This window comes from Streptomyces sp. NBC_01298 (assembly GCF_035978755.1).
GTDB lineage: Bacteria > Actinomycetota > Actinomycetes > Streptomycetales > Streptomycetaceae > Streptomyces.
This window is the reverse complement of the sequence record NZ_CP108414.1, coordinates 6504670-6527589: the sequence shown is the minus strand read 5'-3', so window position 1 is coordinate 6527589 and position 22920 is coordinate 6504670. Positions and strand designations below refer to the sequence as shown.

Annotated in this window: 19 protein-coding genes; 11 read left to right on the top strand and 8 right to left on the bottom strand. The window is 72.5% G+C overall.

Annotated features, from left to right (window positions below; all coding sequences use genetic code 11):
* Positions 1–11: 11 nt before the first annotated feature.
* Positions 12–749 (top strand): hypothetical protein, encoded by a 738-nt coding sequence (locus tag OG730_RS29670; RefSeq protein ID WP_327307102.1) that lies wholly within the window; start codon positions 12–14, stop codon positions 747–749.
* Between the two features lie 58 nt (positions 750–807).
* Here the strand turns inward: OG730_RS29670 and pspAA are convergent, their stop codons facing one another.
* Together pspAA and OG730_RS29660 are read right to left on the bottom strand one after the other, a co-directional pair.
* Complete coding sequence (gene pspAA, locus OG730_RS29665; protein WP_327307101.1) at positions 808–1086, bottom strand: PspA-associated protein PspAA; 279 nt, start codon at positions 1084–1086, stop codon at positions 808–810.
* Between the two features lie 13 nt (positions 1087–1099).
* Positions 1100–1891 carry a PspA/IM30 family protein gene (locus OG730_RS29660; protein ID WP_327307100.1) on the bottom strand — a complete coding sequence of 264 codons (792 nt, stop codon included), beginning with the start codon at positions 1889–1891 and terminating at the stop codon, positions 1100–1102.
* A 241-nt stretch (positions 1892–2132) separates the two neighbouring features.
* On the opposite strand from OG730_RS29660, the gene OG730_RS29655 reads away from it, so the two are divergent.
* Positions 2133–2732 (top strand): DUF3043 domain-containing protein, encoded by a 600-nt coding sequence (locus OG730_RS29655; RefSeq protein WP_327307099.1) that lies wholly within the window; start codon positions 2133–2135, stop codon positions 2730–2732.
* 89 nt (positions 2733–2821) lie between these two features.
* Positions 2822–3544: a class I SAM-dependent methyltransferase gene (locus OG730_RS29650; protein WP_327307098.1), complete on the top strand. Its 723-nt coding sequence runs from the start codon at positions 2822–2824 to the stop codon at positions 3542–3544.
* A gap of 131 nt (positions 3545–3675) precedes the next feature.
* On the opposite strand, the gene OG730_RS29645 is transcribed toward OG730_RS29650, so the two are convergent.
* A complete protein-coding gene (locus OG730_RS29645; RefSeq protein ID WP_243330004.1) occupies positions 3676–3888 on the bottom strand; it encodes a hypothetical protein in 213 nt (70 codons plus the stop codon).
* 104 nt (positions 3889–3992) lie between these two features.
* Here OG730_RS29645 and OG730_RS29640 point away from each other — a divergent pair, with 104 nt between their 5' ends.
* From OG730_RS29640 to OG730_RS29620, 5 genes are all read left to right on the top strand, one after another.
* Positions 3993–5198: a bifunctional adenosylcobinamide kinase/adenosylcobinamide-phosphate guanylyltransferase gene (locus tag OG730_RS29640; protein WP_327307097.1), complete on the top strand. Its 1206-nt coding sequence runs from the start codon at positions 3993–3995 to the stop codon at positions 5196–5198.
* A 74-nt stretch (positions 5199–5272) separates the two neighbouring features.
* The gene (gene cobT / locus OG730_RS29635) at positions 5273–6334 is read left to right on the top strand and encodes a nicotinate-nucleotide--dimethylbenzimidazole phosphoribosyltransferase (RefSeq protein ID WP_327307096.1); all 1062 of its coding nucleotides are present in this window, start codon (positions 5273–5275) and stop codon (positions 6332–6334) included.
* Between the two features lie 83 nt (positions 6335–6417).
* A complete protein-coding gene (locus tag OG730_RS29630; protein WP_327307095.1) occupies positions 6418–8391 on the top strand; it encodes a phosphatidylglycerol lysyltransferase domain-containing protein in 1974 nt (657 codons plus the stop codon).
* On the top strand, positions 8388–9143 hold the full coding sequence (locus OG730_RS29625) for a hypothetical protein (protein WP_327307094.1): 756 nt from the start codon (positions 8388–8390) through the stop codon (positions 9141–9143). Before OG730_RS29630 ends, OG730_RS29625 begins: the two co-directional genes overlap by 4 nt.
* Positions 9144–9214: 71 nt before the next feature.
* Positions 9215–10396 (top strand): sensor histidine kinase, encoded by a 1182-nt coding sequence (locus OG730_RS29620; RefSeq protein WP_327309476.1) that lies wholly within the window; start codon positions 9215–9217, stop codon positions 10394–10396.
* Positions 10397–10427: 31 nt separating this feature from the next.
* Here the strand turns inward: OG730_RS29620 and OG730_RS29615 are convergent, their stop codons facing one another.
* The 5 genes from OG730_RS29615 to OG730_RS29595 all read right to left on the bottom strand — a co-directional run bounded on the left by OG730_RS29615 (position 10428) and on the right by OG730_RS29595 (position 17377).
* Positions 10428–11297, bottom strand: a complete 870-nt coding sequence (locus tag OG730_RS29615; protein WP_327307093.1) for an endo alpha-1,4 polygalactosaminidase — start codon at positions 11295–11297, stop codon at positions 10428–10430.
* Positions 11294–11953 (bottom strand): spherulation-specific family 4 protein, encoded by a 660-nt coding sequence (locus OG730_RS29610; RefSeq protein ID WP_327309475.1) that lies wholly within the window; start codon positions 11951–11953, stop codon positions 11294–11296. Before OG730_RS29610 ends, OG730_RS29615 begins: the two co-directional genes overlap by 4 nt.
* Positions 11954–12014: 61 nt before the next feature.
* Positions 12015–13658, bottom strand: coding sequence for a hypothetical protein (locus OG730_RS29605; RefSeq protein WP_327307092.1), 1644 nt, complete (start codon positions 13656–13658; stop codon positions 12015–12017).
* Positions 13655–15169 (bottom strand): GT4 family glycosyltransferase PelF, encoded by a 1515-nt coding sequence (pelF, locus tag OG730_RS29600; protein WP_327307091.1) that lies wholly within the window; start codon positions 15167–15169, stop codon positions 13655–13657. Before pelF ends, OG730_RS29605 begins: the two co-directional genes overlap by 4 nt.
* Before the next feature lie 183 nt (positions 15170–15352).
* Positions 15353–17377: a hypothetical protein gene (locus tag OG730_RS29595; protein ID WP_327307090.1), complete on the bottom strand. Its 2025-nt coding sequence runs from the start codon at positions 17375–17377 to the stop codon at positions 15353–15355.
* 345 nt (positions 17378–17722) lie between these two features.
* On the opposite strand from OG730_RS29595, the gene OG730_RS29590 reads away from it, so the two are divergent.
* The 3 genes from OG730_RS29590 to sucB all read left to right on the top strand — a co-directional run bounded on the left by OG730_RS29590 (position 17723) and on the right by sucB (position 22782).
* The gene (locus OG730_RS29590; RefSeq protein ID WP_327307089.1) at positions 17723–19255 is read left to right on the top strand and encodes a leucyl aminopeptidase; all 1533 of its coding nucleotides are present in this window, start codon (positions 17723–17725) and stop codon (positions 19253–19255) included.
* A gap of 296 nt (positions 19256–19551) precedes the next feature.
* Positions 19552–20940, top strand: coding sequence for a dihydrolipoyl dehydrogenase (gene lpdA, locus OG730_RS29585; RefSeq protein WP_250742547.1), 1389 nt, complete (start codon positions 19552–19554; stop codon positions 20938–20940).
* Positions 20941–20994: 54 nt separating this feature from the next.
* Positions 20995–22782, top strand: coding sequence for a 2-oxoglutarate dehydrogenase, E2 component, dihydrolipoamide succinyltransferase (gene sucB / locus OG730_RS29580; protein ID WP_327307088.1), 1788 nt, complete (start codon positions 20995–20997; stop codon positions 22780–22782).
* Positions 22783–22920: the final 138 nt, after the last annotated feature.

Here is a 22920-nt window from a genome sequence, read left to right as displayed (position 1 = left end):
GAGGTGGTGGCATGGGTCACTGGTGGTATCGCAACATCGTGGAGCCGGGGAAGCTCCCGCTGCTCCTCGCGCTGGTCTCCTTCGTCCTGTCCTTCCTGGTCACGCGCATGATCACCCGGATGATCCGGGCGGGCCGCGGGCCCTTCAAGAACGTCACGCCGGGCGGGATGCACATCCACCACGTGGTCCCCGGCGTGATCCTCGTGATCATCGGCGGTTTCGGTGCGATCGGCAGCGCCCGGCACAGCTTCGGGGCGGGCCTGTCGGCGGTGATCTTCGGGCTCGGTGCGGGGCTGGTGCTGGACGAGTTCGCGCTGATCCTGCACCTGGACGACGTCTACTGGAGCGAGCAGGGCCGCAAGAGCGTGGAGATCGTGGTCCTGACGGCGGCGATCGTGGCGCTGGTGCTGGGCGGCTTCCTGCCCTTCGGGGTCAACGACCTCACCGAGGACGAGCGGCACAACCGCGGACTGGTCGCCATGAACACCGCGACCAACTTCTTCCTCGCCCTGATCGCCCTGTGGAAGGGCAAGGCGCGCACCGCGTTCTTCGGCACGGTCATCCCCTTCGTCGCGCTGATCGGCGCGATCCGGCTCGCCCGGCCCGGTTCCCCGTACGCGAAGAAGTTCTACGCGAACCGCCCGAAGGCCCGCGCCAAGGCCCAGCTGCGCGCCTTCCACCACGACCGCCGGTGGTCCTCGCCGCGGCGCAAGTTCGAGAACTTCATCGGCGGGACCCCGGACGGGTAACGGAGAAGGTCCCGTCCCCCATGGGGGACGGGACCTTCTTCTTCCGGTCGGCGCGCGGTCAGCCCGGAATCAGCCCGTCGTCGCGGAGCATCTCCCGCACCTCGTCCAGCGTGGCGTCGGGGGCGGGCAGGATCAGCTCGGACGGCTCCAGCGCCTCGTCGGGCAGCGGCTCGCCGAGCCGCCGTACGGCGGCGAGCAGCTCGCCCAGCGTGCGCCGGAAGCCCTCCTCGTCACCGCTCTCCATCTCCGCGAGCAGTTCGTCGTCCAGCTCGTTGAGCTCGGTGAGGTGGCCGTCCGCCAGCTCCACCTGACCTTCCCCCATGATGCGGACAATCATGACGGGCCCCGTCCTACTGCTTGTCGAACCGGTTCTGGGTCTGCGGCTGCTGGCCGGCGCCCGGGGCGCCGCCCTCGATGGCCGGATTCTGGGCGGAGGGGCCGCCCGCCAGCTCGGCCTTCATGCGCTGGAGCTCCAACTCCACGTCCGAACCGCCCGAGATGCGGTCCAGCTCGGCCTGGAGGTCGTCCTTGGCGAGCCCGCTGGCGTCGCTGAGCGCTCCGGAGGCGAGCAGTTCGTCGATCGCGCCGGCGCGGGCCTGGAGCTGCGCCGTCTTGTCCTCGGCGCGCTGGATGGCGAGGCCGACGTCGCTCATCTCCTCGGAGATGCCGGAGAAGGACTCGGCGATCCGCGTCTGCGCCTGGGCGGCCGTGTACGTGGCCTTGATGGTCTCCTTCTTCGTGCGGAAGGCGTCCACCTTGGCCTGGAGCCGCTGCGCGGCGAGGGTCAGCTTCTCCTCCTCGCCCTGGAGGGTCTGGTGCTGCACCTCCAGGTCGCTGACCTGCTGCTGCAGCGAGGCGCGGCGGGACAGGGCCTCGCGGGCCAGGTCCTCGCGACCCAGGGCCAGCGCCTTGCGGCCCTGGTCCTCCAGCTTGCTGGACTGGCCCTGGAGCTGGTTCAGCTGCAGCTCCAGCCGCTTGCGGGAGGTCGCCACGTCGGCGACGCCGCGGCGTACCTTCTGAAGCAGCTCGAGCTGCTTCTGGTACGAGTAGTCGAGGGTTTCGCGCGGGTCCTCGGCCCGGTCCAGGGCCTTGTTCGCCTTCGCGCGGAAGATCATCCCCATACGCTTCATGACACCGCTCATGGGCTTCGCGCGCCCCCTTCTAGACGGACTTCGCTCCTGGTCACCAACAAGACCCACAGTACGGGCCCTGCCTCTATTACCGCACTGTTCGAGCGGGGATGCGCTCCTCCTCCAGGACGACTGCTCGTCCGCCGTGTAGGGCGTAAGGAGTAGGTGCTCCCCTCAGGAAGGACGCCCGCCGTTGCCGGATCGTTCCCCTCCGGGATGGGGCGCGTGCCCGCAACCACGTACCCTTGGGTTTGTGTTTGGTAGCCGATCCTCCAAGGAAGAGAAGGACGCCGCCACCGACAAGGTGAGCGCCGACCTCTCCCAGTCCCGTGACCCTCAGGCCCCGAAGGGCCGCCCGACGCCGAAGCGTGCTGTGGCCCAGTCGCAGCGCAAGGCAGTGGTGGCTTCGACCGGCAACCGCAAGGAGGATGCCAAGCGGGCTCGTGAGCGCCGCCGGGTCGAGATGACCAAGCAGCGCGAAGCCCTCGCCAATGGCGACGAGCGTTATCTGCCCAACCGGGACAAGGGTCCCGTGCGCCGGTACGTGCGCGACTTCGTGGACTCCCGCTTCTCCGTCGCCGAGATGTTCCTGCCGCTGGCCGTGATCATCCTGGTGCTGAGCATGGTGCGGGTGTCGTCCCTCCAGAACATCGCGCTGCTGCTGTGGCTCGGCGTGATCGCGCTGATCCTCGTCGACTCCGTCGGCATGTTCTTCCGCCTGCGCAAGGCCCTGAACCAGCGCTTCCCGGACGAGCCCAAGCGCGGCGCCGTCGCGTACGGCCTGATGCGCACCCTCCAGATGCGCCGGCTTCGGCTGCCGAAGCCGCAGGTCAAGCGCGGGGAACGGCCCTGAGCCGAGGAACGCCCGGAGCGTTCGGCGGGGGTGGCTTCGCGGACGGGGCCCGGCTGTGGCTGGAAGGCCTGGGCGGGCTCCGCAACGCGGTGCGCCAGGAACTCGTCGGCCGTCAGGTAGACGAGCAGATCGCGCACCGCTTCCCCGTGGGACAGCGGCTGCGCGTCCTCGACGTCGGCATGGGCCAGGGCACGCAGGCACTGCGCCTGGCCCGCGCCGGGCACATGGTGACCGGGCTGGAGCAGGATCCGGCGATGCTGGCCGTCGCCCGCGAGGTGCTGGCCGCCGAGCCCCCCGGGATCCAGGACCGCGTCCGCCTCATGGAGGGCGACGGCCGGGAGACCGGCGCGCACTTCCTGCCGGGCAGCTTCGACGTCGTGCTCTGCCACGGCGTGCTCATGTACGTCCCCGAGCCGGACGCCATGCTCGCCGGGCTCGCCCGGATGCTGGCCCCCGGCGGGCTGCTGTCCCTGCTGGTGCGCAACGGCGACGCCCTCGCCATGCGGCCCGGTCTGCACGGCGACTGGACGGCCGCGCTGGCCTCCTTCGACGGCGTCGACTACACGAACCGGCTGGGCCTGGACGTGCGCGCCGACCGGCTGGCCACGCTGACCGCGACCCTGTCCGGGATCGGCGCCCCGCTGCAGACCTGGTACGGCGTACGCGTCTTCACCGACGGCACCGAGGCCGCGAACGAGCTCCCCGCCGACGCGGAACTGGAGCGGCTGCTCGCCGCCGAGGACCGCGCCGGGCGGACCGACCCCTACCGCGGGGTCGCCGCGCTGCTTCACCTGTGCGGCGTACGGGGCTGAGCGCCCGAGCCCGCCCTTCGCACGGCAGAGCCCGGACCCCCTCGAGGGGGTCCGGGCTCTCGCGTACCCGGCCGGCGCTGAGCGGAACCGGCCGGAACCGGTCAACGCCGGTAGGCGCCGGTCAGCGCCGGTTAAAGTTCCGCGGCCTCGCGCAGGCTCATCGTGTAGAGCTGGACCCCGCTGTCGTCGGACAGCTTCACCTGTTCGGTACCGCCCTCCAGCAGGTCCTTCCAGTACTCGCCGATCCACGACTCGGCGTCCCCCTGCGTGGTGAACTCCTCCGGCACCACCGACGGGCTCGTCTCACTGCCGTCGGCCGTCTCGAACCGCCACGTCCACGCCATGTCCGCCTCCGTTGCTCGTCCGCTTCTCACACGCTTGTCGCCTTGAGTGTGCCCGCAGACTAACCGGGCGCGCAGCAGTCCCGGCGACGCGGGAGGATCATCCTGTGGAACTCACTCTGCTCGGCACCGGCACACCCGAAGGACTGCCCCGCCCCGGCTGTCCCTGCGCCGCGTGCGCGCTCTCCGTGGGGCCCCGGGCGCGCGCCGCCACCTCCGTGCTCGTGGACGGGGCGCTGCTGCTGGACCTGACCCCCGGGGCGGTGCTCGCCGGCGCCCGGGCGGGGCATTCGCTGGCCGCCGTACGGCAGGTCCTGCTGACCCACCCGCACGACGGTCCGCCCGTGGAGCTGCCGCCGGGGCTGCCGGCGGCCGGGCGGGTGCCGGACGGGCGGGAGCTCGCGGTGATCTCCGGGCACCGGGTGCGGGCCGTGCCGATGGACGCGCCGGGCACCGGGTACGAGGTGACCGGGCCGGACGGTGCCCGGATGCTGTACCTCCCGCCGGGCGGGGCCCCGGCCGGGACCGCCGGCACCACCGGGCGGCGGCCGTACGACGTGGTCCTCGCGGACGTGCTGGGCCGCCCGGAGGCGCTGGCGCGGCTGCGGGCCAGCGGCGCGCTGGGCCCGGCCACCGACGTGATCGCGGTCCACCTGGACCACGACACCCCGCCGGGAGCGGAACTGGAGCGCCGGTGCGCCGCCGCGGGCGCGCGGACGGTGGCGGACGGCACCACGGTGGCGGCCGGGGAGTACCGGCCGGCGCCCGAGGTGCCGCGGCGGACCCTGGTCCTGGGCGGGGCCCGGTCGGGCAAATCGTACGAGGCCGAGCGCCGGCTGACCGGCTACCCGGAGGTCGTCTACGTGGCCACGGGCGGTACGCGCGAGGGCGACTCGGAGTGGGCCGCGCGGGTCGGGCTGCACCGTGAGCGCCGGGCCTCGTCCTGGCGGACGGTGGAGACCTGCGATCTGGTGCCGCTGCTGGAGCAGGAGGGGCCGGCGCTGCTCATCGACTGCCTGGCGCTGTGGCTCACGGACGCGATGGACCGGGCCGGCGCCTGGGACGACGCGGTGTGGGCCGACAAGGGCGCCGCGGAGCTGCGGGAACGGACGGCGTCGCTGGTGGCGGCCGTCCGCGCGACCCGCAGGCCGGTGGTGCTGGTCAGCAACGAGGTCGGCTCCGGCATCGTCCCCGCGACCGCGTCGGGGCGCCGGTTCCGCGACGAGCTGGGGCGGCTGAACGCGGGGGTCGCCGGGGAGTGCGAGCACGTCCTGCTGGTGGTGGCGGGGCAGGCGCTGGTCCTGAAGCAGTAGCCGCGGGGACCGGCGGTGAAAGGTGGCGCACGGACCGTTCGGGCGCCGCGGGGAGCCGCTGTACCCTCTGGCAAATGACCACGCTGAATCTCGACGACTTCTCCGATCTGATCGAGCGCCCCGACGGGGGCGTCCGGCGTGACGCCGAGGAACGCCGTGAACGGCTGGCCGTGCCGGTCGGGGCGCTGGGGCGGCTCGACGAACTCGCCGAGTGGCTCGCCGCCGCGCAGGGCCGGGTACCGGTCAAGCCGATCGAGCGGCCGCGCGTCGTGCTGTTCGCCGCGGACCACGGGGTGGCCTCCGAGGGGGTCTCCGTACGTCCCGCGGGCAGCGCCCACGAGCTGGTGCGGGCCGTCCTGGACGGGCGCAGCCCGGTGGCGATCCTGGCCGCGCGGCTCGGCGCCTCCGTGCGGATCGTCGACGCCGGCCTGGACTGCCATCTCGACCTGCTGCCCCAGGAGGTCACCAAGCACCGCGTCCGGCGCGGCAGCGGGCGGATCGACGTCGAGGACGCGCTGACGACCGAGGAGGCACGGGCCGCGCTGCGCCTCGGGATGCAGATCGCCGACGAGGAGGCCGACTCGGGGACCGATCTGATCGTGCTGGGCGACCTGAGCGTCGGGGGGACCACCGTCGCCGCGACCCTCGTCGCCGCCCTCTGCGGCACCGACGCCTCCGTGGTCACCGGCCGCGGCGGCATGCCGATCGACGACCTGACCTGGATGCGCAAGTGCGCGGCGATCCGCGACGCGCTGCGACGCGCCCGGCCCGTCCTCGGCGATCAGGTCGCGCTGCTCGCCACCGTCGGCGGGGCCGACGTCGCGGCGATCACCGGCTTCCTGCTCCAGTGCGCGGTGCGCCGCACCCCCGTCATCCTCGACGGGGTCGTCTCGGCGGCCTGCGGGCTGGTGGCCCAGCGGGCCGCCTTCCGCGCCCCGGACTGGTGGCTGGCCGGACAGGCCAGCGGGGAGCCGGGCCAGGCGAAGGCCCTGGACCGGATGGCGCTCAACCCCGTGCTCGACCACGGCGTCACTGTGGGAGAAGGAACCGGGGCGCTGCTGGCTCTCCCCCTCGTCCAGGCGGCCGCCGCACTCGCGGCGGAACTCCCGGAACGAGCGGCCGAGCCGACCGAATGAGTCACCGGGGCCCGCGGTCCTGACCAGGCCGCGGCCCTCAGGGACCCCAGCACGGACCGCGATGCCCCATATCATCGCTTTTTATGGGAGAGGTCCGTTTGACCAGCGCAGAGACCGATCGGAAGACCGACCGAGGAACCGGTGGGGATCCGAACGGCAGAGACAATCCGGCGGGCGGGCGGGGGAACACCCAGGCCGGCACCCCGGCGAACGGCCGGGGGAACGGCCAGGAAGCCGCGTCTCCCGGTCGGGAAAACGGCCGTGAGAACGGCCGGGAGAACGGCCGGGGAAGCGTCCGCTCGCGGCGCAGCGCCACCTTCGCGGTGTGGTACTTGCGCGCCGTCACCTTCGTCAACCTGCTCAGCGCGGTGTGGTTCTCGCTCGGCCAGGACCTGCGCCGGCACAGCACCGCCGATTTCTACACCCCGTACCTGCTCACGGCGGGCTTCGCCTCCGCGGCCTTCTCGCTGCTGCTCACCGTCACCATGGGCCGCCGCAAACGCGCCGCCTGGATCCTGAACCTGGTGCTCAGCGGGCTGCTGCTGGCGGCCTTCACGATGGCGGCCGTCGCCTCCTTCACCCCGTGCTCGGGGGGCGGGTACGAGTTCTGCTACCCGGAGTTCCGGGTCCACCCGCAGAACTGGGTGGCCTTCGGGCTGACCGCGCTCTTCGTCGGCGCCCTGCTGCTGGGCCGCCGGGAGTTCTACGCCAAGGGCGACCGCTCCAACCCGCTGCTGGCCAGCCTGGTCGCCTCCGTCGGCCTGCTCGTGACCTCGCTGGTCGCCGCCCTGCTCGTCGGCGCGACCAACACCGACCCGGACGCCGCGGACGCCACGTTCCTGGCCCGCTGGCGGTACGGCGTGATGCGGCTGGTCACCCTGGCCCCGGACGACAAGGCGTACAACACGATCACCACGCCGGGCTGGGTGGACGTGGCGATCAACGTCATGTCCACGCTGCTGCTGCTCGCCGTCCTCTTCGCGGCCTTCCGCTCGCGCCGCGCCGTGGACCCGCTCGGCGAGGAGGACGAGGAGAAGCTGCGCCTGCTGCTCGCCCGGCACGGCGACCGCGACTCGCTGGGCTACTTCGCGCTGCGCCGCGAGAAGTCCGTCATCTGGTCCCCCACCGGCAAGGCCGCGGTCACCTACCGCGTCGTCGGCGGGGTCTCACTGGCCTCCGGCGACCCGATCGGCGACCCCGAGGCCTGGCCCGGCGCCATCGACCCGTGGCTGGCCGAGGCCCGCGAGCACGGCTGGGTGCCGGCCGTGATGGGCGCCAGCGAGGAGGCCGGGCAGATCTACGCCCGGCACGGACTGGACGCGCTGGAGCTGGGCGACGAGGCCATCGTCGAGACCGACGAGTTCACCCTGGAGGGCCGCGCCATGCGCACCGTCCGCCAGGCGTACAACCGCGTCAAGCGGGCCGGATACACCGTCCGCATCCGCCGCCACGCCGACATCCCGGCCGAGGAGATGGACGTGCTGCTGCTGCGCGCCGACGACTGGCGCGACGGCGCGACCGAGCGCGGCTTCTCCATGGCACTGGGCCGGCTGGGCGATCCCGACGACGGCCAGTGCGTGATGCTGGAGTGCTTCGACGGCGAGGGCGAGCTGCGCGCCGTGCTGTCCTTCGTGCCCTGGGGACCCAAGGGTCTCTCGCTGGACCTGATGCGCCGTGACCGCGATTCCGAGAACGGTCTGATGGAGTTCATGGTCATCGAACTCCTGGAACGGTCAAAGGAGATCGGGGTCACACAGGTCTCGCTGAACTTCGCGATGTTCCGTTCCGTCTTCGAGCGCGGGTCGAAGCTCGGCGCCGGTCCGGTGCTGCGTCTGTGGCGCTCGCTGCTGAGCTTCTTCTCGCGCTGGTGGCAGATCGAGTCCCTCTACCGGGCCAACGCCAAATACCGGCCGATCTGGGAACCGCGGTTCATGCTCTTCGAGAAGAGTTCGGACCTGCTGCGGATCGGGATCGCGGCGGGCCGGGCCGAGGGCTTCCTGGAAGCACCCGGGCTGCCGAAGTGGATGCACCGCAGACATCTGGAGAGCAAGCGTTGACCACTGCCTCACTGCGGCGGTTCGCCCGCCGCGAGTGGGGGCCCCTGTACCGGACGATCCGGGACGCGCTCGTCCGCGACGGATGGCGGGCGATCCCGATGACCCTCGGCGCGGTCTGCCTGACGGCCGTCTTCCAGATCGTCCAGCAGACCTCATGGGGCTTCCAGCCGGTGCAGGACCTCGGGTCGGTCAAGGCGGTAGACCCGCTCTGGCTGGCCCTGCTGCGGACCCCGCTGTCGCTGTTCGTCCCGGCGCTGGACCTGCCGGTGTGGGGGGCGCTCGCGCAGATCCTGCTCGTCTTCGGGATCTCGGAGATCTGCATCGGCTGGTGGCGCACGCTGCTCATCGGCTACGTGGCCACCCTGGCCGGGACCACGTACGCGCGGATCGGGCTCTCGCTGGGCCCCGACCACCCCTTCGGCCTGCCCGACTCGGACCGGATCGTCAACGACACCGGGCCCTCGGCGGCGGTGGTCGGGCTCGCCGTGTACGTCTGCTGGCGCTACCGGGCCTACGTGACCGGCTCCGTCGTGATCCTGGTCATGATCGGCGAGCTGCTCTTCAAGGACAACCTGGCGGGCAAGGAACACCTCGCCGCGATCGCCTCGGTGATGCTGATCTGCCTGGTCCGCGCCAAGTGGGGCCCGGAGCGCTCCCGCGCCCCGCTGGGGCGACCGCCGGCCGGGACGCCGCCCCCGGTCCCGCCCCCGGCTCCGCCCGGGACTCCGCCCGTGCCGCCGCCGCGGGTCTGATCCGGCGCGCGGGGCCGTACCGTATCGGGGTGACGACACACCTCGGGCCGCTCGCCCCCACACGGCAGTGGATGCGGGACCATCCGCTGGCCACCGACGCCGTACTGGCGCTCGGGGCGCTCGTCGCCATGGTCGTCGCGTCCTTCGCCGACCCGCACGGGCAGTACGGGCCGACCTTCGGGACCCGTACCCCCGAGCCGTTCTCGCTCGTCCTCATGGTGCTCGGCGCCGCCGCCCTGGTGCTGCGGCGCCGACGGCCGCGCGCCGTACTGGCCGTGACCGTCGGGCTCTCGCTGCTGGAACTGACCACCGGGGAACCGCGGGCGCCCGTCGCCATGTGCACGGTGATCGCCCTGTACACGGTGGCCTCGCGCACCGACCGGCCCACCACCTGGCGGCTCGGCCTGCTCACCATGGCCGGGCTGACGGGCGTGGCCATGCTGGCCGGACCGCTGCCCTGGTACTCCCAGGAGAACCTCGGCATCTTCGCCTGGACCGGCATGGCCGCCGCCGCCGGGGACGCGGTCCGCAGCCGGCGGGCCTTCATCGACGCCATCCAGGAGCGGGCCGAGCGCGCCGAGCGGACCCGCGAGGAAGAGGCCCGGCGCCGGGTCGCCGAGGAGCGGCTGCGGATCGCCCGGGACCTGCACGACGTGGTGGCCCACCACATCGCCCTGGTCAACGTGCAGGCGGGCGTGGCCGCGCACGTCATGGACAAGCGCCCGGACCAGGCCAAGGAGGCCCTCGCCCACGTACGGGACGCCAGCCGCTCGGCCCTGAACGAGCTGCGGGCGACCGTCGGACTGCTGCGCCAGTCCGGCGACCCGGAAGCGCCGACCGAGCCGGCGCCCGGTCTGGCCGTCCTGGACGACCTGGTGGGCACCTTCCGGCACGCCGGGCTCCCGGTGAAGGTGATCGTCCAGCTGGGCCCGGCCGCCGCGGTTCCGCTGCCCGCCGCCGTGGACCTCGCGGCGTACCGGGTGATCCAGGAGGCGCTGACCAACGTCCGCAAGCACGCGGGCCCGGGGGCCGGCGCCGAGGTCAGCGTGGTGCGCGTGGGCGGCTCGGTGGAGGTGACCGTGCTGGACGACGGCGGCTCGGCGGCGGATCCCTCGCCGGAGCCCCGCGACCCCGGCGGCGGACACGGCCTCCTCGGCATGCGCGAACGGGCCGTGGCCCTGGGCGGCTCCTGCTTCGCCGGCCCCCGCTTCGGCGGCGGCTACCGGGTCCACGCGATCCTCCCGGTGGGCTGAGCGGACGCCCCGGCCCTCCCCCGGCGGCCGGTCAGCAGGCCTTCCGCCAGGCGCCCAGATCGTACTTCTTCTCCAGGGAGCTGAGCTTCAGCGCGGTCGTCGTCGCGCAGAAGCGGCTCGCCGGGAGCTCGTACTCCGCGTGGAAGACCGCCTTGCCCGCCGTGATGAAGGGGGTGAGCCGTCCGCACTCGTCGTACTGGGCGCACTGCTCGTTGACCGCGAAGTCGAAGTCCGCCACCAGTTCCGGGATCTGGTCGAGGTCGTTCTTGAGGCCGACCGACAGTCCGCGGTCGTGCGCGAGCCGCGCGATCAGCCGGTTGTACTTCAGCTGGTCGCCGGCGGTGAGCGGGAAGCCGGACCTGTTGCGGTAGGCGTCCATGTTGTCCGGCTCGACCGCGTCGAAGCCCTTCTCCCGGCACATGTCGAACCGCTTGGCGATCAGCGGTTCCAGTTCCGTGAGCCGCCGGATGTCGAGCCAGCGCTCGCCCTCCCAGCCGTTGCCCGTCCCGCGCATCGACGGCGGGAAGGCCGCGGCGTCCGGGCGGAAGTCCTCCCAGGCACCGGTGGAGAGGTAGCAGACGGTCCGGCGGCCGGCCGCGTTCAGCTCGGCGACCTGCTCCTTGGTGGTGGTGAACCCGTCGATGTCGTAGACCGCCGCCTTCACCGAGGTGTCGAGCTTCCCGGTGAGCTGCCACTGCCAGCTGACCCCGGGAGCCGGCTGCCAGCGCTCCCCCGGCGCGGGGGCGGGCGAGAGGTCGTCGGGCCGGTCCTCCCCCTCGTCCCGGTCCGGGCCGGAGGTACAGGCCGCGAGCAGCAGGAGGGGTACGAGGACCAGCAGGCGGCGCCGGACGGCCGAGCGGGTGGGCGGGCGGGTGGGCGGGCGGGTGGGCGGGCGTCTCATCCGGCGGCCTCCAGGGCGTGCGGCAGGGTCCCCCACGGGTGCGCGCCGGTCCCCGGGACCGCGCAGTGCACCCCCGCCCCGCGCTGGGCGGCGAGCCGTTCGGCGAGTTCGGCGGCCGGGGCGCCCGGCGGGACGGCGTAGACGAGGTGGCAGAACCGCTGGGCGGGATGGTCGGCGGTCCACGGAGGGACGGCCGCGTCCCGGTAGGCGTCCCAGGGCCCCTCGAAGGTGACGAGCAGGTCGGCGAGTTCGGCGTACTCCGGATGCGGGTGCACTCCGTGGTTGAGGACGACGGTACGGGCTCCGGCGGCCCGCGCCGCGACGGCGAGCCGCCGGTAGTGCGGCAGGAACTCCGGGCCCGAGGCGGCCTGGTCCAGGAAGGTCCCGTCGGTGGCGTACCAGTCGCGGTGGCGCAGCAGGTCCTGGACCACGGCGGCGTGCGGGCGGCGCCCGTAGTCGGTGTCGGCGTACCCCAGGACGGGCACGCCGGCCCCGCGCAGCCGCTCCGCCACGGCGGCGAACCGCTCGTCGGGGGCCTCGCCCGGCCCGCTGGCGGGGTTGAGCACCACGGAGTGCAGCCGGCCCGCGGCGCGGATGAGCCGCTCCCAGTATTCGGGGCGGTCGGCGGGGTGCTCGTAGAGGGGCACCAGGAGCATGAGGTCCTTCTTCTCGTACGGGGTCACGTGCGTCGGAGGTGACTCGGCGGGGCGGCCGGGCTCAGCGGTGGGCCGTGGCGCGGCCCAGCAGCAGGCAGACCAGGGTGCCCAGCGCGAGCGCCGCGACTCCGGCGACGGCCAGTTGCACGGCGCGCGGCTGGCCGAGGCCCAGGAGCAGGGCCAGGCTCTGCGCGACGGCGGCCGAGGCGCAGACCACCGCGGCGGGCCGGACCGCCCCGAAGGACTGCAGGAGCAGCCCGGTCCACATCACGGCGCCGAGCAGCAGCAGGGTGGCGACCCGGACCCCGGTCAGGCCGGGCGCGCCGGGCCAGAGCAGGGTTCCGGTGAGGCCGAGGGCCAGCAGCACCGCCAGGTAGGTGGCGAGGCACCGGGCCAGGGTGGAGAGCATCCGCAGCCAGAACTGCCGCGGCGAGCGGGCCGCCCGCAGCCCGGCGAGGCTGCCGCTGCGGAACCGGTGGAGCAGCCATTCGGCGGGGCCCATGCTGAGGGTCAGCGCCACCGCCGAGGGGGCCGCGACCGCCTCGGCGGGGCCGCCGGCGAGGACCTCCCCCAGGGCGGCGTACAGCACGAGCAGACCGGTGCCCAGGCCGAACACCCCGTAGGGGACGGAGTCCCCGAGCCGGGGTCCGCGCGGCGCGTACTCCTCCTCGGCGCCGCGCAGCATCTGCCAGCGCACCGGGCCCCGCTGGCCCGGCCGGTGCTCCGTCCAGCCGCGGACGCGGAGCGCGAGGGCCCGTAGGCCGTCGGCCAGCGGCAGTTCCCGCGCGGCCAGGCCGCAGGCGGCCAGGAGGGAGGCCGTCAGCAGGAACACCCGGACGGAGACGGGCAGTTCCACCAGGAGGGAGAGCAGCGCCCCGGCTGCCATCGGCGCGAGCGCGGCCAGCAGCAGGCGCTCCCGCCCGAGGACGAGCAGGACGGTGGCGGCCCCGACGTACAGGGCCTGACCGGCGGCGAAGGCGTAGGAGAAGGGGGGCCCGCCGGGCACCGCCAGCGCGGCGGCGGTGCCCAGGAGGGCCCCCGCGGGGGCTCCGGCGAGCAGGGTCCGCCCGGCGGCGGCCCGGTCGCCGAGGCCGAGCCAGGAGTACGCCCGGTGGGACAGGGTCTGGTCCCAGACCCAGCCGATGAGCGCCCCGGCGAGCAGGGTGAGCGTCCCGGCGGGCAGCCCCAGCCGGTCCTTGGGTCCGTCCAGCAGGGGCGCGCCCAGCAGGTAGGCGAGCCCGGGCAGGGCGAAGATCACCCCGCGCAGGAGGCAGGCGGTGAGGGGCACCTTCCAGGGGTCGGGGACCTCGTCGGGCTCGGGGAAGGAGCGCGGCACCCGGGCGTAGAGCTCCTCGGCGAGGCCGAAGGAGTCCTGGCGCCCGTAGGCGAGGCGGATGTGCTCGTCGGTCATGCCGTCGGATTCCAGGACGGCGGCGATCTCGTCGGGGTGGACGGCGGCGGCGATGAACACGTCGAGGCGCTCGGCCAGTTCGTCCATCGGGTCGGGGGCCGGTCCGTCGCGTCCGTCGCGGGCTTCGCGTCCTTCGGGCCCGTCGCGTCCTTCGCGGCGCGGCCGGGGGATGCCGGGCAGGGCGTCGGCCGGGTCGGCGGCGGGCGCCGTGCCGCGCCCGGTGGCCGCGGCATGGGCGACGGGCACCCAGGTCCCGTCCGGGCCGGGCGGCTTGAGCCAGAGGGATCCGCTCACCACAGGCTCCCGTCGGCGGCGAGTTCCTTGTACCAGGGGTCGGCGAGGCGCTGGGTCCACTCGTCGCCCGCGTGGACGGGCAGGACGGGCTGGCCGGCGAGCTCGCGGTAGATGTGGCGGAAGCCGTCCACGGACTGGTGGAGCGTGAACTTCTCCACCACCCGCTTGCGGGACATCCGGCCCAGTTCCGCGCGGCGTTCGTCGTCGCGGAGCAGGGCGAGGGTGGCGCGGGCCATGGTCTCGGGCTCGCGCGGCGGGACGACGAGTCCGGTGTCGCCGACGGCCTCGCGGACCCCGCCCACGTCCGTGGAGACGGTGGTGCGGCCGCAGGACATGGCCTCGATGATGGAGAAGGGGAAGCCCTCGCTGATGGAGGAGAGCATCACGATCGAGCCGGCCCCGTAGGCGCGGGCCACGTCCTCGATGCGGCCCTCGTAGGTGATCCCGTCGCTCACCCCCAGTTCGGCGGCCAGCTTCTCCAGCTTGAGCTTGTAGTCCTCGCAGCCCGCCGGGACCGGGCCGAAGAGGCGCAGCCGCAGGGCGGGGAGCTCCTCTCGCATGAACGCGTAGGCGCGGACGAGGGTTTCGAGGTCCTTGATGGGGTCGATGCGGCCGCACCAGCTGAGGGTGGGGACCTCGGGTTCGGGACCGGCTTCGGGGAAGGCGTGCGGGTCGACGCCGTTGTAGACGGTGCGGATCCGCTCGGAGTCGGCGCCCCCGCGCTCCTCCCAGCGGCGGTTGTACTGGTTGCACGGGGTGATCAGGTCGGCCTGGCGGTAGCCCTCGGTGTTGAGCTCGCGGTAGAAGCCGAGCATGAGGGCCTTGACGGGCCAGCGCTGTTCGGCACTGCGGTAGCCGAGGTAGCGCTCGCGGAGGTAGATGCCGTGCTCGGTGAGGAGGAAGGGCACCTCGTCGAGGTACTTGGCGGCGAGCGCGGGGAGGGTGGCCAGTCCGCTGCTGACGGCGTGCGCGACGCTGTCGGGCGGGATCCGCACGGACAGCGGGCGCAGTGCGTGTTCCAGCAGGTCGGTGGCGGTGAGCGCGTCGTGGATGGTGGGCTCGGCGGTGGCGGTGACCAGGCCGGGGCGGGTCCAGACGGTCATCAGCAGGCGCAGCACCGATTCGGAGCGCAGGGCCGCGGCGAGCCGCCCGGAGCGGGCCAGCAGGGCCAGTTCGCGCAGGGATGCGGAGAATCCGCCGCGCGTGGGGTCGAGCAGGGAGAGCAGGAAGGTCTCGTAGGTCTCGGCGAACGCGCGTTTGGCCTTGCCGCGCAGCCCGGAACGGAGTCTGCGGGCGGGCGGAGCGCCCCAGAGGGGAACGCTGGTGTGGCGGTAGACGTTGCGCGGCAGCTCCCAGGTGACCGGCTCGCGTCCGGAGCCGGTCAGGGCTATGACGTTGAAGTCGACCTCCGGCATGCCGCGGACCAGTTGGTCGCACCACGTGCTGACGCCCCCGTGGACGTGCGGGTAAGTGCCTTCGGTGAGCATGGTGACATGGCGCCCATGGCTCATGCGGTGTGTCCCCCCAAGGACGGAAAAGGGGCCGGCGCCCGTGGTTGGCGGAGCGCCGGCGCTAGGTGGTACGCGTGGCTGTCTTGGTGCGTGCCCGCCCCGCCGATCAGGGCGGGCCGGGCGCCCGGAGCGTCAGGGTGCCCGGAGCTTCAGAACGCCCGGAACTTCAGAGCGCCCGGAGCGTCACGGCATGTGCAGCGTGACGGCGCTCTGGAGCAGCTCGGGGGCCGTCCAGGCGGAGCGGGTGCCGGCGTAGGCGGTGCCGAAGTCGGCGGTGCCCAGCAGGAGCTGCTTCTTGGTGCCGGTGGGCGCGGTGAGCGGGGCCACGACTCCGGAGGGCGCCTTGACGGTGACGTCCTTGCCGATGCGGTAGGCGGTGACCTGGTTGGCGGCGACGGCCGCGTTCCAGGCCGCGCGGCGCTGGAGCTCGACGCCGGTGTCCTTCATGCTCTGGTTCACGAGCGGCGCGCTGGGCGCGTAGAGGGCGCGGTAGCCGTCGAGGACCTGGTTGAGCACCGGGTAGAGGGTGCGGTCCTCGGCGAGGTTGGACTGGTGGACGTAGTGCGGGCGCGGGTCGTTGTTCAGGACGTGCCGCATGGCGGTCCTGGCCTCGGCCGGGACGATGTAGTCCAGGTAGCCGTCGGCGGCGTCGAGCGGGGCCGGCAGGCAGGTGGAGGTGCCGGGGTTGTCCTCGCAGATGCCGCTGCCGCCGTCGGCGCGGCTGGTGTAGATCCAGTTGTACTCGTCGGCCATCTCGGAGTTGGTGCCCGTGTTGTAGTACACGTTCATCGGGTACCGGGGGACGGTCAGCGCGGCGCCCACGGGCCGCTGCACGGGCTCGCGGGAGTTGTCGCTGCCCGCCCACTTCACGCCGTTGTCGGCGAGAGCGCCGGCCAGGTTGGGGTTGTCCTGGGGCTGCTGCGGGAGGGTCTTGAGGCCGGAGTGCTCACCGGTGACCAGTTCGGTGCGGTCGGTGGTGATGCCCTTGGCGGCGGCCCAGTTGTTGTTGTCCCGGATCTGGGCCGAGATCTCGGCGCGGCTCATGTAGTTGATCGCGCCGGCACTGTTCTTCGTGCAGGTCCACGGGACGGTGGTGGTGTCCTGGACGCAGCCGAGGAACGGGTGGGTGTAGGTGTGGTTCATCCACCGGTACTTCGCCCGGTCGGCGATCAGCTGGGCCGTCAGGGCGTCGGTGTTGCCGTTCTCGGCCTTCCACTCCTCCCCCGCGCCCGCGTTGAAGAGCATGTCGAGCTTGAAGTTCTTGGACGTCTGCCACTGCGCCGCGTAGACGGCGTCGGCGGCCGTCATCCGGATCGTGGACTCCTTGCCCTCGCCGCCGGCGCAGGCGTAGTCGCCCGGGGTGCAGTTCAGGTCCTTGTTCCAGCGGGCGTCGGGGGCGAAGACGTCGTCGACGTGGACCGCGAAGTAGCTCCGCTCCTGCCCGAGGTGGACGCCCTGGGTGACCCATTCGACGATGCCCCGGGCCAGCAGCCGGAACTGCTGCTGGTACTGGTTGTAGCCGAAGGTGACGACCAGTTCGCTGCGTCCGTCGTGGGTGTACTCGCCGACGAGCGAGGCCCGTCCGGAGCCGACCGGGGCGTCGAGGTAGCTGGTGTAGCCGGTGCGCGGCTTGGCCATGAACCCGTAGCTCTCGGGGATCAGCGGCGAGTTGTCCTCGAAGGCCACCTGCCCCCCGAGGTAGCCGAAGGGGCCGGCCTTGCCGGCGGTGGTGACGGCGGCCTGCGTGCCGTCCAGGGTGCCGCTGTAGCCTCCGTTGTCGGTGTACTCCAGGCCGACGCCCGGGTGCGCCCAGGTGTACGCGTCGACCTGGCGGATCCCGTACGCCGTCTCGTACGCGGTGAGCGCGGCCATCTCGGCCGAACCCTCCCCGAAGGGGTTCTCGTTGGGCAGCACCACGCCCTGGAACTTGGCGCGCGGCCGGCCGTCGACCGTATCGGCGAGGAACGCCGCGTTGACGACGGGGCGGCTGCCGCTGCCCAGGTCGACACGGGTGTACGGAACCCCCGTGTCGCGGAGTTCCGCCGTGATCGCCTCGACCGAGGACCCGCCGTCGTCGACGACGAGCACCCGCAGGTCGATCCGCGGAGTCACCGCGGCCTGCGCCGACGCTCCGGGTACCGCCACGGATGCTATGGCGGCCGCGAGGCAGACGGCGGCGAGCCTGTTCATCCGATTCTTGTGGACCATTTCGGCCTTTCCCCCCGCAGATCCTCGACTTCGGTCCGCGGCGTGGGGCCGGACCGGGGAGGCTTCTGTGGAAATGATGCAAAGGAACCCCGCGTCCCCTTGCGAGAGTGGTCCGAGTGTTTCGGACCTCGTCAGGTCCACGGGGCAAACGTGGGACAGAGGCCACAGATGGGTGAACCGCACGGCCGCTTGATCGAACAACTTGCCAAACCTTCGAGTGGCGTGCGGACGAGTACGTGCGCGTAGGCTCGTTTCCGGCGGCCATCGGGCCCGAATACGATCGCTACGGACGGCCGTCCACCCACTCGGCCCACACCACCAAAACGGAAGCGAGAATTCACCACCGTGACTGCTCTGACTCTCAGCACTGCCGGACCGGCGACGCTGCGCGCCGACGCCCTCGTCGTCGGCGTGGCGAAGGGCCCCAAGGGCCCCGTCGTCGCCGCGGGCGCCGAGGCCGTGGACAAGGCGTACGACGGCAAGCTGGCCGCCGTGCTCGACGCGCTCGGTGCCTCGGGCGCCGAAGGCGAGACCACCAAGCTGCCGGCACCGGACGGCCTCAAGGTCCCGGTCGTGCTGGCGGTCGGACTGGGCGCCCTTCCCGACACCGACGAGTCCTACGACGAGGAGGCGCTGCGGCGCGCCGCCGGCGCAGCCGCCCGCGCCCTGCACGGCACCAAGAAGGCCGCCTTCGCGCTCCCCCTCGACGACGCCTCCGCCGTCACGGCCGTGGCCGAGGGCGCGCTGCTGGGCGCGTACGCCTTCACCGCCTACCAGGGCGGCGAGAAGAAGGCCGCCGGCAAGAACGGCGGACCGAAGCAGCCGCTCGCCGAGATCGCCCTGCTCGGCGCCAAGCCGCGCGACAAGGAGCACAAGGCCGCGGCCGAGCGCGCCACGATCCTCGCGACCGAGATCAACATCGCCCGCGACCTGGTCAACACCCCGCCGAACGACCTCACCCCCGAGGCCTTCGCGGCGGTCGCCGGCGCGGCCGCCAAGGAGAACGGGATCAAGGTCCAGGTCCTGGACGAGAAGGCCCTGATCAAGGGTGGCTACGGCGGCATCATGGGCGTCGGCAAGGGCTCCGAGAACCCGCCGCGCCTGGTGAAGCTCACCTACACCCACGCCAAGGCGGAGAAGACCCTCGCCTTCGTCGGCAAGGGCATCACCTACGACTCCGGCGGCATCTCCCTGAAGCCGGCCGGCCACAACGAGACGATGAAGTGCGACATGGCCGGCGCCGCCGCCGTCTTCGCCTCCGTGGTCGCGGCCGCCAAGCTCGGCCTCCAGGTCAACGTCACCGGCTGGCTCGCGCTCGCCGAGAACATGCCCTCCGGCTCGGCCACCAAGCCCGGCGACGTGCTGCGCATGTACAGCGGCAAGACGGTCGAGGTGCTCAACACGGACGCCGAGGGCCGTCTGGTCCTGGGCGACGCGCTGACCAAGGCCTCCGAGGAGAACCCGGACGCGATCGTCGACGTGGCGACCCTGACCGGCGCCATGGTCATGGCCCTGGGTGACCGCACCTTCGGCATCATGGCCAACGACGACGCTTTCCGTACCTCGATCCACGAGATCGCCGAGGAGGTCGGCGAGGCCTCCTGGCCGATGCCGCTCCCCGAGGACCTGCGCAAGTCCATGGACTCCCCCACCGCCGACATCGCCAACATGGGTGTCCGGATGGGCGGCGGCCTGGTGGCCGGCCTCTTCCTCCAGGAGTTCGTCGGCGAGGGCATCACCTGGGCCCACCTCGACATCGCGGGCCCCGCCTTCCACGAGGGCGCCCCGTACGGCTACACCCCCAAGGGCGGCACCGGCTCCGCCGTCCGCACCCTGGTCCGACTGGCCGAGCGCACGGCCACGGGCGACCTGGGCTGACACCCGGAAGCCGAGCTCCGCGCGGGCCCCGGCCGTGATCAGATTTTCTGATCACGGCCGGGGCCCGTTCGCTGCCAACGAAATCCGTAGGTTTCTACGCCGCGGTAACCCCCGGTTCGGGCAGAACGACCTGACCGAGGGCAGGCCCGGCGTCCCGCGTTCCGCCGACAAATGCGAAGATGGGTTCTCGGCAGGACAGGGCCCCCACCACAGGGCCGAAGAAAAAGCGGCCGTATACCAGCCGCCGCCCGGTCACAGAGGACCGGTGCTCGGCGCACATGCATGGAGGACGTGACGTGGCGAACGACGCCAGCACCGTTTTCGACCTAGTGATCCTCGGCGGCGGCAGTGGCGGTTACGCTGCCGCACTGCGCGCATCCCAGCTGGGTCTGGACGTTGCCCTGATCGAGAAGAACAAGCTCGGCGGCACCTGCCTGCACAACGGCTGCATCCCCACGAAGGCTCTGCTGCACGCGGGCGAGATCGCGGACCAGGCCCGCGAGGCCGCCCAGTTCGGTGTCAAGGCCACCTTCGAGGGCATCGACATCGCGGGTGTGCACAAGTACAAGGACGACATCATCGCGGGCCTGTACAAGGGCCTGCAGGGCCTTGTCGCCTCCCGCAAGCTGACCTACATCGAGGGTGAGGGCCGCCTCTCCTCGCCGACGTCCGTCGACGTGAACGGCCAGCGCATCCAGGGCCGCCACGTGCTCCTGGCGACCGGCTCCGTGCCGCGCTCGCTGCCGGGCCTGAACATCGACGGCAACCGCATCATCTCCTCGGACCACGCGCTGGTCCTGGACCGCGTGCCCGAGTCCGCCATCGTCCTGGGCGGCGGCGTCATCGGCGTCGAGTTCGCCTCGGCCTGGAAGTCCTTCGGCACCGACGTCACCATCGTCGAGGGCCTGAAGCACCTCGTGCCGGTCGAGGACGAGAACAGCTCCAAGCTGCTGGAGCGCGCGTTCCGCAAGCGGGGCATCAAGTTCAACCTCGGCACCTTCTTCGACAAGGCCGAGTACACCGAGAACGGCGTGCGCGTCACCCTCGCGGACGGCAAGACCTTCGAGGCGGAGGTGCTGCTGGTCGCGATCGGCCGCGGCCCCGTCTCCCAGGGTCTGGGCTACGAGGAGCAGGGCGTCGCCATGGACCGCGGCTACGTCGTGGTCGACGAGTACATGCAGACCAACGTGCCGACCATCTCGGCCGTCGGCGACCTCGCCCCGACCCTCCAGCTCGCGCACGTCGGCTTCGCCGAGGGCATCCTGGTCGCGGAGCGTCTGGCCGGCCTGAAGGCCGTCCCGATCGACTACGACGGTGTGCCGCGCGTCACGTACTGCCACCCCGAGGTCGCCTCCGTCGGCATCACCGAGGCCAAGGCCAAGGAGATCTACGGCGCGGACAAGGTCGTGGCCCTCAAGTACAACCTGGCGGGCAACGGCAAGAGCAAGATCCTGAAGACCGCGGGCGAGATCAAGCTCGTCCAGGTCAAGGACGGTGCCGTGGTCGGCGTCCACATGGTCGGTGACCGGATGGGCGAGCAGGTCGGCGAGGCCCAGCTGATCTACAACTGGGAAGCACTGCCGGCCGAGGTCGCGCAGCTCATCCACGCGCACCCCACGCAGAACGAGGCGATGGGCGAGGCCCACCTGGCGCTCGCCGGCAAGCCCCTGCACGCACACGACTAATCGTCACTGGGCGCGACGACCACTTCCGCACTTTCGTTAGGAGCAACTGAAACCATGTCGGTTTCCGTAACCCTTCCGGCGCTCGGTGAGAGCGTCACTGAGGGCACTGTCACCCGTTGGCTGAAGGCCGAGGGCGAGCGCGTCGAGGCCGACGAGCCGCTGCTCGAGGTCTCGACCGACAAGGTCGACACCGAGATCCCGTCCCCCGTGTCGGGCATCCTCGCCTCCATCAAGGTCGCCGAGGACGAGACCGTCGAGGTCGGCGCCGAGCTGGCCGTCATCGACGACGGCTCGGGCGCTCCGGCCGCTGCCGCCGCTCCGGCCGCCGAGGCCCCCGCGGCCCCGGTCGCCGAGGCTCCGGCCGCTCCGGCTCCCGTCGCCGAGGCCCCCGCGGCCCCGGCTGCCGAGGCCCCGGCTGCCGCGGCCCCGGCCGCCTCCGGCACCGATGTCGTGCTCCCCGCTCTGGGCGAGTCCGTCACCGAGGGCACCGTCACCCGCTGGCTGAAGCAGGTCGGCGAGTCGGTCGAGGCCGACGAGCCGCTGCTCGAGGTCTCGACCGACAAGGTCGACACCGAGATCCCCGCCCCGGTCGCCGGCGTCCTGCTGGAGATCCTGGTCGCCGAGGACGAGAACGCCGAGGTCGGCGCACGTCTGGCCGTCATCGGCGCGGCGGGCGCGGCTCCCGCGGCCGCTCCGGCCGCCGCCGCTCCGGCTCCGGTCGCCGCCCCGGCTCCCGTGGCCGCCCCGGCTCCGGTTGCCGCCCCGGCTCCGGTTGCCGCCCCGGCCCCCGTTGCCGCTCCGGCTCCCGTTGCCGCCCCGGTTGCCGCTCCGGCCCCCGTGGCCGCCCCGGCTCCGGTCGCCGCCCCGGCTCCGGTCGCTCCGGCCGCCCCCGCCGCCCCGGTTTCCGCCGGTGACGAGGGTGCCTACGTGACCCCGCTGGTGCGCAAGCTCGCCACGGAGTCCGGCGTCGACCTGTCCGCGGTCTCGGGCACCGGTGTCGGTGGCCGCATCCGCAAGCAGGACGTCCTGGCCGCCGCCGAGGCCGCCAAGGCCGCTGCCGCCGCCCCGGCGCCGGCTGCCGCCGCTCCGGCCTCGAAGGCTCCGGCCGCCGCGGTGTCCGAGCTGCGTGGCCAGACCGTCAAGATGACCCGCATGCGCAAGGTCATCGGCGACAACATGATGAAGGCCCTGCACTCGCAGGCGCAGCTCAGCTCCGTGGTCGAGGTGGACATCACCAAGATCATGAAGCTGCGCGAGAAGGCCAAGGCCGGCTTCCTCGCCCGCGAGGGCGTCAAGCTGTCCCCGATGCCGTTCTTCGTCAAGGCCGCGGCCCAGGCGCTGAAGGCCCACGCGGTCGTCAACGCCCGGATCAACGAGGACGAGGGCACCATCACCTACTTCGACTCGGAGAACATCGGCATCGCCGTGGACTCCGAGAAGGGCCTGATGACCCCGGTCATCAAGGGTGCCGGTGACCTCAACCTGGCGGGCATCTCCAAGGCGACCGCCGATCTGGCCTCCAAGGTCCGCGGCAACAAGATCACGCCGGACGAGCTGTCGGGCGCGACCTTCACCATCAGCAACACCGGCTCGCGCGGTGCGCTGTTCGACACGGTCATCGTGCCCCCGAACCAGGTCGCCATCCTGGGCATCGGCGCGACGGTCAAGCGCCCGGTGGTCATCGAGACCGCCGAGGGCACGAACATCGGCATCCGCGACATGACGTACCTGACCCTGTCCTACGACCACCGCCTGGTGGACGGCGCGGACGCGGCCCGGTACCTCTCGGCCGTCAAGGCGATCCTCGAGGCCGGCGAGTTCGAGGTCGAGCTCGGTCTCTGAGACCCCGTCACGCACGGCGCCCCCGCCCGGACCGCAAGTCCCGGGCGGGGGCGCCGTCGTCGTACCCTGGGGCATTCCGGTTGACGGCTGTAACCAGCCTCACCCTGCGCCTCTGACCAGGAACGCATCGCGACGAGC

Coding starts and splice junctions, on each gene's coding strand:
- OG730_RS29670 (WP_327307102.1), top strand. CDS start 12: ATGGGTCACTGGTGGTATCGCAACATCGTGGAGCCGGGGAAGCTCCCG.
- pspAA (WP_327307101.1), bottom strand. CDS start 1,086: ATGATTGTCCGCATCATGGGGGAAGGTCAGGTGGAGCTGGCGGACGGC.
- OG730_RS29660 (WP_327307100.1), bottom strand. CDS start 1,891: ATGAGCGGTGTCATGAAGCGTATGGGGATGATCTTCCGCGCGAAGGCG.
- OG730_RS29645 (WP_243330004.1), bottom strand. CDS start 3,888: ATGGCGTGGACGTGGCGGTTCGAGACGGCCGACGGCAGTGAGACGAGC.
- cobT (WP_327307096.1), top strand. CDS start 5,273: ATGACCACGCTGAATCTCGACGACTTCTCCGATCTGATCGAGCGCCCC.
- OG730_RS29630 (WP_327307095.1), top strand. CDS start 6,418: ATGGGAGAGGTCCGTTTGACCAGCGCAGAGACCGATCGGAAGACCGAC.
- OG730_RS29620 (WP_327309476.1), top strand. CDS start 9,215: ATGCGGGACCATCCGCTGGCCACCGACGCCGTACTGGCGCTCGGGGCG.
- OG730_RS29615 (WP_327307093.1), bottom strand. CDS start 11,297: ATGAGACGCCCGCCCACCCGCCCGCCCACCCGCCCGCCCACCCGCTCG.
- OG730_RS29610 (WP_327309475.1), bottom strand. CDS start 11,953: ATGCTCCTGGTGCCCCTCTACGAGCACCCCGCCGACCGCCCCGAATAC.
- pelF (WP_327307091.1), bottom strand. CDS start 15,169: ATGAGCCATGGGCGCCATGTCACCATGCTCACCGAAGGCACTTACCCG.
- OG730_RS29595 (WP_327307090.1), bottom strand. CDS start 17,377: ATGGTCCACAAGAATCGGATGAACAGGCTCGCCGCCGTCTGCCTCGCG.
- sucB (WP_327307088.1), top strand. CDS start 20,995: ATGTCGGTTTCCGTAACCCTTCCGGCGCTCGGTGAGAGCGTCACTGAG.